This window comes from Collinsella sp. TF12-2AT (genome assembly GCF_003436735.1).
Lineage (GTDB): Bacteria > Actinomycetota > Coriobacteriia > Coriobacteriales > Coriobacteriaceae > Collinsella.
In genome coordinates this window covers 61868-76830 of sequence record NZ_QSQK01000010.1, presented here as the reverse complement: position 1 = coordinate 76830, position 14963 = coordinate 61868, and the positions used below count along the sequence as shown (strand labels likewise).

Annotated in this window: 12 protein-coding genes, 1 other RNA gene and 1 pseudogene; 4 read left to right on the top strand and 10 right to left on the bottom strand. The window is 60.3% G+C overall.

Features of this window, described 5'->3' with window-relative positions; all coding sequences use genetic code 11:
* Positions 1-67 precede the first annotated feature (67 nt).
* Together DXD24_RS07660 and glp are read right to left on the bottom strand one after the other, a co-directional pair.
* Positions 68-547, bottom strand: coding sequence for a molybdenum cofactor biosynthesis protein B (locus DXD24_RS07660; RefSeq protein WP_117646489.1), 480 nt, complete (start codon positions 545-547; stop codon positions 68-70).
* A gap of 10 nt (positions 548-557) precedes the next feature.
* Complete coding sequence (gene glp / locus DXD24_RS07655; protein ID WP_117646488.1) at positions 558-1820, bottom strand: gephyrin-like molybdotransferase Glp; 1263 nt, start codon at positions 1818-1820, stop codon at positions 558-560.
* A gap of 211 nt (positions 1821-2031) precedes the next feature.
* On the opposite strand from glp, the gene DXD24_RS07650 reads away from it, so the two are divergent.
* On the top strand, positions 2032-3453 hold the full coding sequence (locus tag DXD24_RS07650) for a chloride channel protein (RefSeq protein WP_199407993.1): 1422 nt from the start codon (positions 2032-2034) through the stop codon (positions 3451-3453).
* Between the two features lie 87 nt (positions 3454-3540).
* Positions 3541-4503, top strand: a complete 963-nt coding sequence (locus DXD24_RS07645; RefSeq protein ID WP_117564970.1) for a diacylglycerol kinase family protein — start codon at positions 3541-3543, stop codon at positions 4501-4503.
* Between the two features lie 87 nt (positions 4504-4590).
* On the opposite strand, the pseudogene DXD24_RS07640 reads toward DXD24_RS07645, so the two are convergent.
* The 4 genes and pseudogenes from DXD24_RS07640 to DXD24_RS07625 form a co-directional block, all read right to left on the bottom strand.
* Positions 4591-4899 (bottom strand): annotated as a pseudogene (locus DXD24_RS07640) (peptide chain release factor-like protein); the annotation flags it as partial.
* Between the two features lie 153 nt (positions 4900-5052).
* The gene (locus tag DXD24_RS07635; RefSeq protein ID WP_117564969.1) at positions 5053-5631 is read right to left on the bottom strand and encodes a xanthine phosphoribosyltransferase; all 579 of its coding nucleotides are present in this window, start codon (positions 5629-5631) and stop codon (positions 5053-5055) included.
* Between the two features lie 157 nt (positions 5632-5788).
* On the bottom strand, positions 5789-7093 hold the full coding sequence (locus DXD24_RS07630) for an MFS transporter (protein WP_117564968.1): 1305 nt from the start codon (positions 7091-7093) through the stop codon (positions 5789-5791).
* 144 nt (positions 7094-7237) lie between these two features.
* Positions 7238-8521 carry an O-acetylhomoserine aminocarboxypropyltransferase/cysteine synthase family protein gene (locus DXD24_RS07625; protein ID WP_117564967.1) on the bottom strand — a complete coding sequence of 428 codons (1284 nt, stop codon included), beginning with the start codon at positions 8519-8521 and terminating at the stop codon, positions 7238-7240.
* 231 nt (positions 8522-8752) lie between these two features.
* On the opposite strand from DXD24_RS07625, the gene DXD24_RS07620 reads away from it, so the two are divergent.
* Positions 8753-9199: a C-GCAxxG-C-C family protein gene (locus tag DXD24_RS07620; RefSeq protein WP_117647264.1), complete on the top strand. Its 447-nt coding sequence runs from the start codon at positions 8753-8755 to the stop codon at positions 9197-9199.
* Positions 9200-9266: 67 nt separating this feature from the next.
* On the opposite strand, the gene DXD24_RS07615 is transcribed toward DXD24_RS07620, so the two are convergent.
* The 3 genes from DXD24_RS07615 to rpsA all read right to left on the bottom strand — a co-directional run bounded on the left by DXD24_RS07615 (position 9267) and on the right by rpsA (position 12040).
* Positions 9267-9905, bottom strand: coding sequence for a YigZ family protein (locus tag DXD24_RS07615; RefSeq protein WP_199407939.1), 639 nt, complete (start codon positions 9903-9905; stop codon positions 9267-9269).
* Positions 9906-10171: 266 nt separating this feature from the next.
* Positions 10172-10533, bottom strand: an RNA gene (gene rnpB, locus DXD24_RS07610) — RNase P RNA component class A.
* Between the two features lie 340 nt (positions 10534-10873).
* A complete protein-coding gene (gene rpsA / locus DXD24_RS07605; protein WP_022095232.1) occupies positions 10874-12040 on the bottom strand; it encodes a 30S ribosomal protein S1 in 1167 nt (388 codons plus the stop codon).
* A gap of 315 nt (positions 12041-12355) precedes the next feature.
* Here rpsA and DXD24_RS07600 point away from each other — a divergent pair, with 315 nt between their 5' ends.
* Entirely contained in the window at positions 12356-13114 is a 759-nt protein-coding gene (locus DXD24_RS07600) for an HAD family hydrolase (RefSeq protein WP_117564964.1), read from the top strand.
* A 266-nt stretch (positions 13115-13380) separates the two neighbouring features.
* On the opposite strand, the gene DXD24_RS07595 is transcribed toward DXD24_RS07600, so the two are convergent.
* Complete coding sequence (locus DXD24_RS07595; RefSeq protein ID WP_117564617.1) at positions 13381-14700, bottom strand: serine dehydratase subunit alpha family protein; 1320 nt, start codon at positions 14698-14700, stop codon at positions 13381-13383.
* Positions 14701-14963 lie beyond the last annotated feature (263 nt).

The window sequence follows — 14963 nt, the reverse complement described above, 5'->3', positions numbered from 1 at the left end:
GCCGTCCCCTTGGGCGCAAATAAAAGGCGGAGCAGCCGTTCAGGTCGCTCCGCCGCAGGTAAACCGCTTAGTTGGTATGTCCGCCGCCCGCTGTCATCTGAGCCGCATGCTCCAGCTGATCGCTCACGGCCTCCCAGCTTTCGCGGGCGGCCTTCGTAGAACCGGGAAAGTTTACGACAAGTGTATGACCTCGTTGCATGCAAATAGCGCGCGAGAGCATAGCGCGGCGCGTCTTGGTCATGGAGTACGCACGGATTGCCTCTGCAATACCCGGCACATCGCGCTCGCAGACGGCACGCGTCGCCTCGGGCGTCACATCGCGCATCGAAAGCCCCGTGCCGCCGCAGGTGAGCACGACATTGGCGTGGCACTCATCGGCGGCTTCCACAATGGCATCACCGATCTCGCTGACGTCGTCGCGCACGACCACATGCGAGGCGACCGTCCAGCCCTGCGCCTCGATAAGTTCCTCGAGTGCGGCTCCAGCCTCGTCCTGGGCAAGATCGCGCGTATCCGAGCACGTCACGATCGATATCTTCAGCTCCATAGCATTCCTCCTACAACACGGCGCCCTCGGGCAGGTCGACGCGAACAACGTCCACGACATCGCCCACCTTGAGGTCGCACGGTCCTTCGTCAACACGCAACAGGCAGTTAGCCCGCTGCATTGTGCCGAGCAGCGCCGAATTCTGCGTCTTGGCCTCGGTCACCAACAGCTCACCGGTCTCGGGGTCGCGCAAAACCGTGGCGCGATCGAAGAAGCGGCGATGCTGTCGCTTTTTCACGCCGTGCGTGAGCGTCGCCTGCTGCACGGGACGCGTACCCTCGGCAAAGCCGCGCATCTTGCGGATCGCGGGGCGGGCGAGCATCTCAAAGCCCACATACGCCGCCGCGGGATTGCCCGAAAGCCCCAAATACGGCTTGCCCCCAAGCAGGCCAAACGTGATGGCTTTGCCGGGACGCATCGAGATGCGGTCGAAGAGCACCTCGCCCTCGCGCCGGACGAGCGCCGTCACATAGTCGTAATCGCCCGCCGAGGCACCGCCGCTCGTAATGACAAAATCGCACTCCTGCACGGCGCGATGCACGAGCTCGGCGATTGCCTGCTCATCATCGGGAGCGATGCCAAAGAACACCGGCTCGGCGCCGGCATCGAGTGCCTCGGCCATCAACGCCGACGAGTTGGAGTCGCGAATCTGCCCGCGCGCCGGCAGCTCACCCGGCGCGACCAGCTCCGTACCCAGCGAGATAATGCCCACACGCGGCGCGGCATGCACCTTCACGCTCGCATACCCGGCGCTCGCCAGCAGGCCAGCGCCGGCCGGGGCCACAACCTCGCCGGCGTGCATCACAACATCGCCGACATGGGCCTCCTCGGCGGCAGAGCGAACGTTCTCCCCTACCTTGGCAGGCGCCGAGAAGCTCACGTGCGAGCCCTCGTTGCCGTCGCCGTCAAGCACCTCGACGATCTCGTATTTCACCACGGCATCGGCACCTTCGGGTACCGGCGCGCCCGTCATGATGCGGACCGTCTCACCCGCGCCGATTGCGCCCTCAAAGACATGGCCCGCGGCCTCGTGTCCGACAACGTCGAACGTCACCGGCGCCTCGCCAGATGCCTGCGCCAAGTCCGCCGAGCGCACGGCATATCCGTCCATAGCGCTGTTGGCAAACGGCGAAATGTCGATATCGGCCACCGCGTCCTCTGCCAAGGGAAGACCGGCGGCCTGCCACACGGGAATCTCGACAACTTCGGTGCGATTCACGTGCGACAAGACGATCGCCTGTGCGTCCTCCAACGGAATGAGTTTCTCAGCCATATGCACCTCTTAATGCCACGGCGCACAACGGGAACGCCGATTCTTTATGCTTGTCTCAGTATAATCCCCCGACGCACGACCGCGACTCGGCCTGCACCCGCAAATACACCTGTCGGTTGCAAGCCACGAAACAGAATGGAAACTAACCCACCGGCTCGTCGCGTTTACCGCGTTTTATAATGCTCGTGTTGCAACCCAAAAAGAGGAACGTATGGCTTTTACCGACAAACCCGAAAGCGCAAACGAGGCGCAGGATCATTCCCAGCCGCTCGACGACGGCGGCCTTTTCTCCCTTAACGACGTCATCATGGCAGGCAGGCAACAGCTCACCCGCTCCGAGCATCTCTTGGCTGCCGACACGCGCCGCAACGCCCGCAACCTACTCGCAAGCGCCAAGCTGCTCGTGCTCGTAGTTATCGTCTCGCTCGCCATGGGCGTTGCCGCTTGGGCGTTTTTGGCCTCGCTGAATATCGCGACCGACTATCGCGAGCACCATGAGTGGATTTACGCGCTGCTCCCCGTTGTGGGCGTTGCCACCGCATGGGTGTACAAAAACCACGGCCTCGCCGCCAAGCGTGGCAACAACCTGGTCATCGACTCCGCTCTGGGCACACGTCTCATCCATATGCGCATGGCCGTCCTCACCTTCGTCTGTTCCACGCTCACGCACCTAACGGGCGGATCGGCCGGTCGCGAGGGAGCCGCGGTGCAGATTGGCGGCACCATCGCCAGCAACATCTCGAACCTTGCCCACCTCAAAAAGCATGACCACCACGACCTCATGCTCGCCGGCATCTCGTCGGCCTTTGGCGCCGTATTCGGTTCGCCCCTTGCCGGAGCTTTCTTTGGCATGGAGATGTGCTTTATCGGCAAGATCGACTACACCGCGGGCATCTACTGCCTGGTCGCCTCGTTTACCGGCTACTTTACATCACTCGCCCTGGGTACCGAGTACGAAGCGAATGTCATTGCCAACGTTCCCAACATGACGCCCAAAACGGTCGTTATCGTTGTTATCAGCGCAATTATCTTCGGCCTGACGGCACGCCTCTTTGCCTGGTCGGTTCGAACAGTCAAGAACCTGTACGGTCGCTTTATCACCAATTACCTCATTCGCGCACTTATAGGCACACTCGTGGTTTTGGCCGCCTATGCCCTCCTCGACGCCTGGGACTACGCCGGCCTTTCCACGTGGCTTTCCGGCGCCGGATTTGCAGGCAACACCACCCTGGCGGACGCAGTCATCAAGTTGGTCGTCACAGCGCTTACCCTGGGCGCGGGCTTCCAAGGCGGCGAGGTCACGCCCCTGTTTGGCATCGGTGCGGCACTCGGTGGCTGGATCGGTTGCCTTACTGGGCTCGACCCCAGTTTTCTGGCGGCTCTCGGCATGCTCGGCGTGTTCTGCGCCGGCCTCAACGTGCCCATCACCACCTGCATGATGGCCATCGACCTGTTCCACGGCACAGCCGCCGGGTTCTTTGTCATCGTGGCCTTTATCAGCTACCTAACCGGCGGACACCGCGGCGTGTACCCCGCCCAGCGCATCATCTCACCCAAGCGCCGTTCGCTTATTGTGGATGAGGGCGGTACGGTAGCGGATGCTATCGAGCGCCACAACGACCTGATAGAGTAGACGTTAGTATTCGCCGTGCAGCCACAATCGGGGGCAATTCGACCCGAGCGCGACCGCACCGTCACGTTATACGCCGGGAGTCGCCCCATGCACGCAACTGATTTTGGTCGCACGCTCATCATCGCCAACCCAGCCGCCCAGTCGGGTGCGGCGCGCGAGGTCGCTGAGCGCCTGCAGCGCTTTTTAGACATGACCGCGCGCTCATCCCAGTTTGACTTGGTACTGACCGAGCGCATGGGGCATGCCAAGGAACTTACCGCACAGGCCCAGGGCTACCGCACCGTTATCGCTCTTGGCGGCGACGGCGTGATCCACGAGGTCGTCAATGGGCTTATGACGCAAAAGCAGGACGCCCGCCCCGCCCTTGCCGTCCTGCCCGTGGGCTCCGGCAACGATTTTGCCCAAACGCTCGGTATCGACGATTTCTCCGGCAAGGATTTTGGCGCGCTGCTCACCTGCGAGCTGCAACGTCAGGACATCGGGCGCATTCGCTCATGGAGCCCTGCAAGCGGTAGCGGCGAGGCGACGGTCGAGTATTATGACCAGACGCTTTCGGTCGGCATCGATGCTGCCATCGGCCTTAGCACCACCGAGCTGCGCAAAAAGACCGGCTTGACGGGCGCGCCGCTCTACACCCTCTCGGGCCTTGAGCAGTTTGGCCTACGCTATCGCAACTACCCCATGAAAGTCAGCTTTGACGGCGCGCCCGCCGAGCGCGTGCGGGCGATTATCATGGCGATTCAGCTGGGCCCCACCTATGGCTCGGGCTATCGCATCTGCCCCGATGCCGACCCCTGCGACGGCATACTCGATGTCTGCTACGCCTGCGGCCCCGTCCCCCGCGCCGTTGCCCTGCCTATGTTTCTTTCGGCCAAGGACGGCCACCACACCAAGTTGCCGCCGGTTCGTATGCGCCGCTGCCGCCATGCCGAGCTCACCTTCGAGCAGCCCGATTACCCCATCCAGGCCGACGGCGAGCCCATTGTCGCCTCGCGCATCGAGGTGGATATCCTTCCCGCCGTCCTCGAGGTCTGGCACCCAACCCGCTAGCTTCACCTAAGTTGCGGTGAAATAGGGACTGTTTATGCAGCCAAAGCCGCAAAACAGTCCCTATTTCACCGCAACTTATTGAGAAGATCATTCCTCCCCGCCCGGCTTGCGACGGTTGGCCTTTTTAATCGCGTTGAAGTGCTTATCGTTGAGCCTGCGCTGGCGAGAGCGCTGTGGCACTTTGGTCTTGACGCGACGGCGCGGTGGACGCCCGCGACGCTCAAGCTCAGCGCGCAGCTTACGCAGACAGCAGCTGCGATTCTGAAACTGACTACGGCTCTCGCGCGCCGTCACGACAATCCCCGTGGGCCCATGCTTCATGCGCACCGCCGAGTCCGTCGTGTTGACGCCTTGTCCGCCCGGACCCGTCGCGCGAAACACCTGCACCTCGCAATCGCGCGCCAACTCCTCGGCCGACATCTCGGCATAGCGCGCATACTCACGCCATCCCATCTTGTTCTCATCCATATCAACACCTCCCCTCATAAAAAATGTGACAAAGGGAAAGTCCCTTTGTCACATCGCATACCAATCGCTTGTGTTGCGCGCTTAGGCGAAGGTGATCTCGCCGGTATCGCAGTCCATATCGGCGATACGGGCTAGGCTCTCAACGCGGAAGCCGCGCTCGCGGAGCTTATCGCCACCGCCCTGGAAGCCTTTCTCCACCGCAATGCCAATGCCAGCAACCTCGGCACCCGCGGCCTCACAGATCTTAATAAGACCCTCAAGTGCGCAGCCGTTGGCCAGGAAGTCATCGATGATTAGGACCTTATCGCCCTCGGACAGGAAGCGCTTGCCCACGATGACCGGGTACTCCTTCTGCTTGGTAAAGGAGTAGATGGTCGTGGCATACTGCTCGCCGTCGAGGTTAATGGACTGGGCCTTCTTGGCAAAGACCACCGGCACGCCGCCAAAATGCTGAGCTGCAATGCAGGCCATGCCAATGCCCGAAGCCTCGATCGTCAGGATCTTGTTGATCTCGACGCCCTCGAACAGACGGGCCCACTCAGCGCCCATGTGATCGAACAGCTCAACGTCGCACTGGTGGTTGAGGAAGGCATCAACCTTAAGGACGTTACCGGCCTTTACGATGCCGTCATGGCGAATACGATCCTCAAGCTCCTGCATGGCGCAACCCCTTCTCGCGGCAACGATACCGCGCGATTAATAAACGTTGTTCGATAGTCTACCACGGACCGACCCCCGCCCGTCCCACAAGCCACATCGCACCACAAACCAGTCTTTTTGGGACGGCGCGAATCGTGGCAGACAGCCTCCCAACACGCTAATGGCGGGCGCGCATCTTCACCAAACGCACCATGGCGAGCGCAAAGCCCACAGCGGCCACAGCCATGAGCACGTAGAACACCGAGCGAAAGCCGAATAAGAACACATCCGAACGGCCTGCAACGAAACTGGTCACGGCCTCGCCCATCGCCACGCTCATCTGCCCATACAGGATATGCGACGCCGCCGTAATGCCCACTGCCATGCCGGCATAGCGCGCCAAACTGCCCAAGCTGCCCGCAAAACCGAGTGCCTCGCGCGGAGCCGAGCCCATATACAGCGAGTTATTGGGGCTCTGGAAAATCGACGTGCCGCACGACATAAACGCGACACAGCACACGATCACAGGGATGGAGGAGTGCTCGTCGAGCGTGCTTACCGCAAAGAGACCGCATACGTACACACCCAGGCCGACCGCCGTGGGACCCTCGCAGCCAACACGGTCCGAAACCGTACCCGAAAGCGGCCCGATAAAGGCATTCACCATCGGCAGCGCCAAAAAGAGCAGTCCGGAAATATCGGAGCTAAAGCCATGGGCATCCTGGAAATAGAACGGCAGCACAAACTCAGATGCACCGATGCCGATAAACACAATAAGCATGCATGCCAAGTTAATCGTAAAAGCCGAACTCGCAAAGCAGCGACGCGCGGCCTCCGCCAGCGACATGGGGCGCTCGCCGGCCTCCGGCTTAACATGCGGCAGTGTGTAAAGCCCCACGATAAACGAGATGACGCCAATGGGCAGGTTGATGAGGAAGATGCTCTCCCAGGGAAAGCTTGCCACCAGCATGCCGCCTAGCACGGGACCACACATCATGCCGAGGGCCACGAAAGTCGCGAGGATACCCATGGCACGACCGCGCTCGCGCGCCGGAAACGACTCGGTGATGATACCCATGTTGTTTGCCATGGCCGCTGCGCAACCGACGCCCTGAACGATGCGCGCCAGAATAAGAACCTCGAGCGAGGCCGAAAGGCCACACAGCAGCGAGCCGAGCGTAAAAACGATGACACCCAGCTGGAACACGCCCACTTTGCCGCGCACGTCGCCCAAACGACCAAACGGCAACATGGCCACGCACGTCGCAAGCAGATACACCGAGCTCACCAGCTGAATGCGATCGAGGCCCACGCCCAGCTCCTTTTGCATCACGGGCAGTGCCACGGTCACGACGGTCGAATCCAGACACGCCATAAACGTCATGATGAGCACGGTAAACAGAATCGCCCATTTGTTCTTGCCATGGGTGTCGCCCTCTAGGGCGATGTGCTCGCGGCGCAGCTGCTCTGCGGTTTTCTCCATATCCATCCTTTCGAGTGGCCCAACGCAAAAAAACGGGGCCCCAATCGCCTGTAAACAGCCGCGATTGGGGTCCCGCCTACGGAATCGGAACGTAAAGGTCACCGAAGCCCCCTGTCGGCATCGGCGACTTATGCGAACGCTAGCCTAGCACTGCTCGAGCGCCTGCTCAAGGTCGGCAATCAGATCGGCCGTGTCCTCGAGGCCGCACGACAGGCGCACCATGTCGGCGGAGATGCCACAGGCGATGAGCTCCTCATCGTTCATCTGACGATGCGTGGCGTTAGCAGGATGCAGGCAGCAAGTGCGGGCGTCGGCCACATGCGTGGCGATCTGGGCGAGCTTGAGGCTCTTCATAAAGGTCTCGGCCGCCGCGCGACCACCGTTAAAGCCAAAGCTCACGACGCCACAAGTACCGTTGGGCATGTACTTCTGAGCCAGGTCATAGTACTTATCGCCCTCCAGGCCCGGATAGCTCACAAAGCGTACCTTGGGATGGCTCTGCAGGAACTTGGCAACGGCCAGGCCGTTCTCACAATGACGCGGCATGCGCACATGCAGGCTCTCGAGCGAGCTGTTCAGGAAGAAGGCCGCCTGCGGGTTCTGCATGGGGCCAAGGTCACGCATGAGCTGCGCGGTAGCCTTGGTGATGAAGGCACCCTCGCGACCGAACTTCTCGGCATAGGTCACGCCATGGTAGCTCTCATCGGGCGTGGTGAGACCCGGGAACTTGTCAGCATGGGCCATCCAGTCAAACTGACCGTGATCGACAATCACACCGCCCAGGTAGGCCGCGTGACCGTCCATGTACTTGGTGGTGGAGTGCGTAACGATGTCGGCGTCCCACTCAAAGGGACGGCACATCACGGGCGTCGGGAAGGTGTTGTCGACCATCAGCGGCACGCCGTGGTCATGCGCGGCCTTGGCAAAGCGCTCAATATCGAGCACGGCGAGGGCGGGATTAGCGATCGTCTCGCCAAAGACGAGCTTGGTGTTGGGCCGGAAGGCTGCCTCGAGCTCCTCGTCGGTGCAGTCGGGGGCAACAAAGGTGCAGGTGACACCCATACGACCCATGGTGTGGGCGAGCAGGTTGTAGGTACCGCCGTAGATGGCAGAGCTTGCGACCACGTGATCGCCGGCACCGGCCACGTTAAAGATCGCGAGGAAGTTCGCAGCCATGCCCGAGCTCGTGAGCATCGCGGCAGTGCCGCCCTCCATCTCGCAGATCTTGGCAGCGACCAGATCGCACGTGGGGTTCTGCAGGCGGCTGTAGAAGTAGCCCGACTCCTCCAGGTCAAACAGCTTGCCCATGTGCTCGGACGTGTCGTACTTCCACGTGGTGGACTGGTAGATGGGCACCTGGCGCGGCTCCGCATCGCCCGGGCGATAGCCGCCCTGAACACACGTGGTACCGATGGTCTGCTCGCTCATATTTAGCTCCCTTGCCTGGGTTACATTTTATTCGGTTCACGATACCGCTACCCCGCACCCCTCTCAACCCATCCGCAAGGTAGGTTATTGGACAGAAGCATCGGGCTCATTCGCCCCACATCTTTAGTATTTGTCCGACAGAAAAACGGTGAGGTATGCATAAAGCTCTCGATGAACGAATGCGTCGGCAAGGGTACCATAGGCGGGTACACCACAAACAAGGAGACAACGATGAAGCACATCGATACGACCCAGCTCGACACCACCGCCTGCCAGGCTCAGGCTGCCGAATACCACACCCGTGGCTTTAACTGTGCCCAGGCCGTCGCCTGTACGCTCGCACCAGCCGTCGGCCTCGATCCCCAGATTGCCTTTAACCTCACCGAGGGCTTTGGCGCCGGCATGGGCGGCATGACCGAAACCTGCGGCGCCATCTCGGGCGCCGTGGCCATCATGGGCTTCGTGATGAGCGACTGCATGGAAAACCCCAAGACCAAGGGCCAGACCTACAAACTGTCGCGCGAGATCGCCAAACGTTTTGGCGAGAAGAACACGACGACCGTCTGCGGCACGCTCAAGGGCGTCGGATCGGATAAGGGTCCGCTCCGCAGCTGCCCCGGCTGCATCGACGATGCCGTCGAGATCGCCTGTGATGTGCTAAAGCAGCTCGCCGAGTAAACTGCGGCAACAGAAAACGACGGCCGGCGCGCTTGGGATCCATCCAAAAGCACGCCGGCCGTCGCCGTTAGAACTCGGCAAATTCTGGAGCGCCGACCTCGATTTGCTCGCGACCCGCCATAAGCTCGCGCATCTTAGCGCAAAATGGCTCCTGCTCCCCCGCCTTAAACACCAAATGAATCGTCACGGCGTCCGCGTAATCGGTGTCCGAAACCTTGGCACCACAATCCTGCGCCAAGCGAAGCACCTGCTCATACTGCGGATAGGCCACATGCACGTCAACCGGCACGACACTTGTCATCTCGACGATCTGCCCGGCCTCCTGAGCCGTGGCCACCGCCGCCTGCGTCGCCGCGGTATAGGCGCGTACCAAACCACCAGGCCCCAACAGCGTGCCACCAAAATAGCGCGTCACTACGCAGCAAACATTTTTGAGCCCCGCGCCGCGCAGCACCTCGAGCGTCGGCATACCGCTCGTGCGGCTCGGCTCGCCATCATCGCTCTGGCGCTCGCGCCCGTCGACCAAAATCCACGCGGGAACATTATGCCGGGCATCGTAATGACGCTTGCGAACCATCTCGATAAAGGCATTCGCCTCATCCTCGGACTCAATATGGACCAGCTGGGCGATAAACCGGCTCTTGCGGTCCACAAACTCGCCCGAAGTCTCAATATTCGATTGCAGAGTAAAATAGCTGTCCAACAAAGCCCCTCAAACACAAGCAAAGCAACAAACAGCCTCAATAATACGGCAAAGCCCGTACCGAAAACCCCAGTAAAAAGAATGGAAGCGCCGATGACCAGGCAATTACAGCGAGACGCTAAGAACGGAACCGCCGATGATCAGACAAAAACAGCGAGACGGCGTCAGCTGAGTCGATTTGGCCCGAAAGAGGAGGGAGCACGCCTTATGGCGGCGACCGACGAATGAGCGCCAAATCGGCCAGCTGACGACGTCGCAGCGTCAACAAAGTGCTGAGTGGGCTTGTAAGCCGGGTTCTGTCGTGAACGGTCATTTATCTTGTCTGCACGTTACCGTGCAGCTCCACGCACGCTACCCGAACGCGGACCGGGCCGGCCCATAGCGTTCCTATTCGCGCTTGCTCCGGATGGGGCTTGCCAAGCCGCCGTGTTGCCACGACGCTGGTGGTCTCTTACACCACCGTTTCAGCTTTTCCCTTTACGCCTTGCGGCGCAGGTGGGAGTCTTCTTTTCTGCGGCGCTTTCCGTCGGATCACTCCGCCCGGCCGTTAGCCGGCATCCCGCCCTCTGGAGCCCGGACTTTCCTCACGCGTGCTGCAAGCAGCACATCGCGCGACCGTCTGGCCCACTCAGCAGTGTAAGAGTGTAGCACACCGTCGCTATTGGCAATGGCACAACACAAGCGTTCGACACGATAAACCAAGAACCACGCCATGCAGTACAATAGGCTTGTCGATGGGCAACGTCGTCAGTCGAGACGCGACCGCGCTCCGCACCCCTCCGTCTACTCAGCGCGTTCCCGCCTCCTCCCCGAGGCGGGATGTCGGCATATTTTATGCACCGACAAGCCAATAGCAAACGGATAGCCCGGACAAAATTGCGCCCGGGTAGCATCGTGCATTTCACCGCCAAATGTAAAAAGGGACCCGTCCATTACGGACGGATCCCTTAAACAAGTGATCGTCAACCGATTTACTCGGCGTCGGTCTCCTCGTCCTTCTTCTCGGAAGGCAGCGGGGTAACCTCAATCTCGACGCCCAGAGTCTCAGCAGCAGACTTCATGGACAGGGAGATACGACGACGGTCGAGGTCGATCTCCATGACCTTGACCTGAACCTTGTCGCCCACATGGGTGACCTGAGAAGGCTGATCGACGTGCTTGTTGGCCATCTCGGAGATGTGCACCAGGCCCTCGATGCCCTCGCCCAGGTCGACGAAAGCGCCGAACGGGACAAGCTTGGTCACAGTGCCCTCGACGATAGCGCCGACGGGATACTTCTTGACCAGTGCGCGCCACGGATCCTCGGTGGTCTGCTTGAGACCCAGGGAGATGCGCTCGCGGTTGAGATCGACGTCGAGAACCTCGACCTCGACCTCCTGGCCGACCTTGACAACCTCGGAAGGATGGTTGACGTGGTTCCAAGAGAGCTCGGAGATGTGGATGAGGCCGTCGATACCGCCGAGGTCGACGAAGGCGCCGAAGTCGACGATGGAGGAAACGGTGCCCTGGAGACGCATGCCAGACTTGAGCTTGGACAGGATCTCGGAGCGCTCGGCCTTACGGGACTCCTCAAGCACGACGCGACGGGAGAGGACGACGTTGTTGCGGTTGCGGTCCATCTCGATGACGCGGGCCTCGATGCGGGTACCCATGTAGGAGGTGAGGTCCTTGACGCGACGGAGGTCGACGAGGGAAGCGGGCAGGAAGCCACGCAGGCCGATGTCGAGAATCAGGCCGCCCTTGACAACCTCGATAACCTCGCCCTCGACGTTCTCGCCGGAGTTGAACTTCTCCTCGATGCGGTTCCAAGCACGCTCGTACTCGGCACGCTTCTTGGACAGGACCAGACGACCGTCCTTGTCCTCCTTCTGGAGAACGAGGGCCTCGATGGGATCACCGAGTGCAACGATGTCTGCAGGGTTAGCGTCCTTGCGGATGGACAGCTCGCGGACCGGGATAACGCCCTCGGACTTGAATCCGATGTCAACGAGCACCTCGTCATGCTCGATCTTAACGACAGTGCCGTTAACGAGATCGCCCTCATCAAAGTCGGTAATCGTACCGTCGATGAGGTTGTTCATCTCCTCCTCGTTGACATCGTCAAGAGAGAAAATGGACGAGTTCTGAATCTCACTCAAAGGTGGACCCCTTTCGAACTACGGGGCCCCGATTGCTAGGACCTACAGAAGGGTGCGACAAGCACACAACGTTTAGGAACACTCGGGAGCCGACAGATACTAATGTGACGCTTATGCAATCACGTTCGTATAGGTTACGGGGAAATCACTTCGATTTCAAGCGTGAACTGCCATTTTTTACTCGTATGGAGACTTTTTCGCAATCTTGTGAACGACTGTCTCCACAAGCTGACGATAAGCAGTTGGGCATACGGCTTTGGAGTAAAGTATCCCAGACATACGATTCTGAAACGATTTATCGAGAAAGGTGCCCGCGTGCTCAAAGCAGTCGTTTTCGATATGGACGAGACGCTTCTTAGCATCAACCTCAACGCGTTCATCCTTCGCTATTTTAAGGATGTCTCGTCGATGCTTGCAGATATCGGACGACGCAGCCGCGGCGGCACGATGGCGCGCCTCGGCACGATTCTGGTCGACCTCAACGCCAATCGCCGAAGCGGCACTGACAATCGCACCAATCTTGAGTTCTACCAAGAAGAAATTGAGCGCCGGTGCGGCATTTGCCTCTCAGACCCACTCATCTACGAGGCGTTTACCTACTACGATCGTGAAGTCCTGCCGTACAAGAACGATGACATGATCAATGCGAAAGCCATGCCGGGTGCACACGCCGCGCTCGAGGTGGTACAGAACGCGGGCCTGCGCTGCGCGCTCTTTACGAACCCCAGCTTTCCGCAGGGGGCCATCGAGTGCCGCATGGGCTGGGGCGACATGGCCGACGCCCCCTTTGAACTCGTGACGCACATGGGAAACGCCACCCGCTGCAAGCCCGATGCCACCTACTATCTAGAGCAGCTTCAGGTGATGGGACTCGAGCCTCATGAGGTCCTCATGGTGGGCAACGACCCCAAGCGCGACTTCCCCAGCCCCGCCTGCGGCATCCAAACCGCCTATGTTGGCCAGGGAAAACCCGGCCGAGCCACCTGGCACGGCACCATGGAAGACTTCGCCCGCGACTTCAACGCCGTAGTAGAAGCCTTCTACGAGCACCAAGTAGCCGACGAACTGTCGTAAGGGTTAGTCGTTGGGGACGTTCTAAACAACTAGTCAAACAAGAACGTCCCCAACGACTACTCATTCAAGTCTGTCCCCAATGAGTGCCCCAAACAAAAAAGCGCCGTAGGTTGAGCATCAGTCAGCGAAAACGCCCCTAAGCGAGCAAGGTGACGTGAAAGAGGAGGGAAGCGTACTTTGGTACGCGACCGACGATTGAACGTCAGATTGCCGCTTAGGGGCGTTTGCAGCGTCGGCTAGCTACGCGGTTTGGTAAAACCGCGTAGCTAGCAAACCCGTGTTTTGCCGATCATAATGTTGAGGATCTCGACGTCGGTGTCCTTCATGCCCACACGGCCCACGTAGCCCATGCTGGCGATTGTCTGCTCGACGGTATCCTGGATGAGGCCCTCGCCGGCGCGGAAGCCGCGACCCTGCATGGCCATATCGTGACCCAGAATCGCCGCATCAACGGCAGCGGAAATCTTGGCGGCGCAGCTTGCCTTGGCGCCATCGCACACGATGCCGCCAACGTTGCCGAGCGTGTTCGAGACCGTCGCGCCAATCTGCTCGCGCGTGCCACCACACAGCCAGGTAATCGCGGCACCGGCACCGCATGCGGCGCAAATAGCACCGCAAAACGCCGAGAGCGCACCAATATAACTTTTGATATGCACGGCGATAAGATCGGACAGAATTACGGCGCGCACCAGGCGATCGTGGTCGCAGCGCAGGTACTCGGCATACTCCATGACGGGCAATGCGCAGGTAATGCCCTGATTGCCCGAGCCGCACACAATGGCGACCGGCAGCGCGCAACCGTTCATGCGGGCGTCGGACCCGGCGGCCGCACGGGCACGGGCACGGCAGGCGACGTCATCGGCACGAGCACCCAGCAACGTACGGCCTACCTCGGCGCCCCAAGCGTGCGCGAGGCCCTCGGCACTGATCGCACCGTTCAGCTCAATCTGGCGCTCAACGGCCGCGCGGGCGCTCTCGATGTCGCCGCCCTCGATAAAGTCGATGATGGACTCGATCGACATGGGCGTGTCGGCGTTATCTGCCGCGCGCTCGGCCACGACGCGCTCGGCGCAGGCGGCGCACTCCCCCGCCGACTTGCCGCACACCGGAATACCGTCGAGCGTATGGCACGTGACATTGGTGTGGTGGTCGGTAATCTCGACGACCGCGGTATGGCCCCCGGCTGTGGCAGTCACCTTGATGTAGAGGTTGGGTACACCCTCGACAAGCGACACATCGCAGTAATCAGCATCGGCGAGGAGCTCGGCCACGCGAGCACGATCTTCGTCGTTAACGCACTCGAGCACCTCGAGCGCGCTCTTGGCGTCACCGCCCACGGCACCCAGTACGGCCGCTGCTTCAATACCGTGCATGCCGCCCGAGTTGGGCACGGTCACGCTCTTAACGTTCTTGATGATGTTGCCCGAGCAGGCAACGTCCATATGATCGGGTTCGCAACCGAGTGTCTGGCTCGCCAGCGCCGCTGCATAGGCAACGGCAATAGGCTCGGTGCAGCCGAGCGCACAGACAAGCTCGCGGTTCAAGACATCGCAAAAAGCGGCATCGCGAATGGAATCGGTAGGCATAGGTATCTCCTGCTTACATAACGGACTGGACTCTCGATAATAGTTAGCTCTTTTATTTGATAACAATGCATCAAAAACCGCAACCATGGTTCCGACGGACGGCGTTCAAGCGCAATCCGACGGCATTCATTCATGAAAAGCCGGTCTTGTTGCATGCTAAAGCGTTTGACCAAAAAACGCCCGAGCGTTTACACAAAAGTCGCGCTATCATGCAGTCGAACGCGGTAAAACCTTTAGCAATTCCGCCGCACGGACCAGAGAGG

What these genes read in the sequence shown, in the direction of transcription:
- DXD24_RS07660 (WP_117646489.1), bottom strand. Translation starts at nt 547, where the DNA reads ATGGAGCTGAAGATATCGATCGTGACGTGCTCGGATACGCGCGATCTT.
- glp (WP_117646488.1), bottom strand. Translation starts at nt 1,820, where the DNA reads ATGGCTGAGAAACTCATTCCGTTGGAGGACGCACAGGCGATCGTCTTG.
- DXD24_RS07650 (WP_199407993.1), top strand. Translation starts at nt 2,032, where the DNA reads ATGGCTTTTACCGACAAACCCGAAAGCGCAAACGAGGCGCAGGATCAT.
- DXD24_RS07645 (WP_117564970.1), top strand. Translation starts at nt 3,541, where the DNA reads ATGCACGCAACTGATTTTGGTCGCACGCTCATCATCGCCAACCCAGCC.
- DXD24_RS07635 (WP_117564969.1), bottom strand. Translation starts at nt 5,631, where the DNA reads ATGCAGGAGCTTGAGGATCGTATTCGCCATGACGGCATCGTAAAGGCC.
- DXD24_RS07630 (WP_117564968.1), bottom strand. Translation starts at nt 7,093, where the DNA reads ATGGAGAAAACCGCAGAGCAGCTGCGCCGCGAGCACATCGCCCTAGAG.
- DXD24_RS07625 (WP_117564967.1), bottom strand. Translation starts at nt 8,521, where the DNA reads ATGAGCGAGCAGACCATCGGTACCACGTGTGTTCAGGGCGGCTATCGC.
- DXD24_RS07620 (WP_117647264.1), top strand. Translation starts at nt 8,753, where the DNA reads ATGAAGCACATCGATACGACCCAGCTCGACACCACCGCCTGCCAGGCT.
- DXD24_RS07595 (WP_117564617.1), bottom strand. Translation starts at nt 14,700, where the DNA reads ATGCCTACCGATTCCATTCGCGATGCCGCTTTTTGCGATGTCTTGAAC.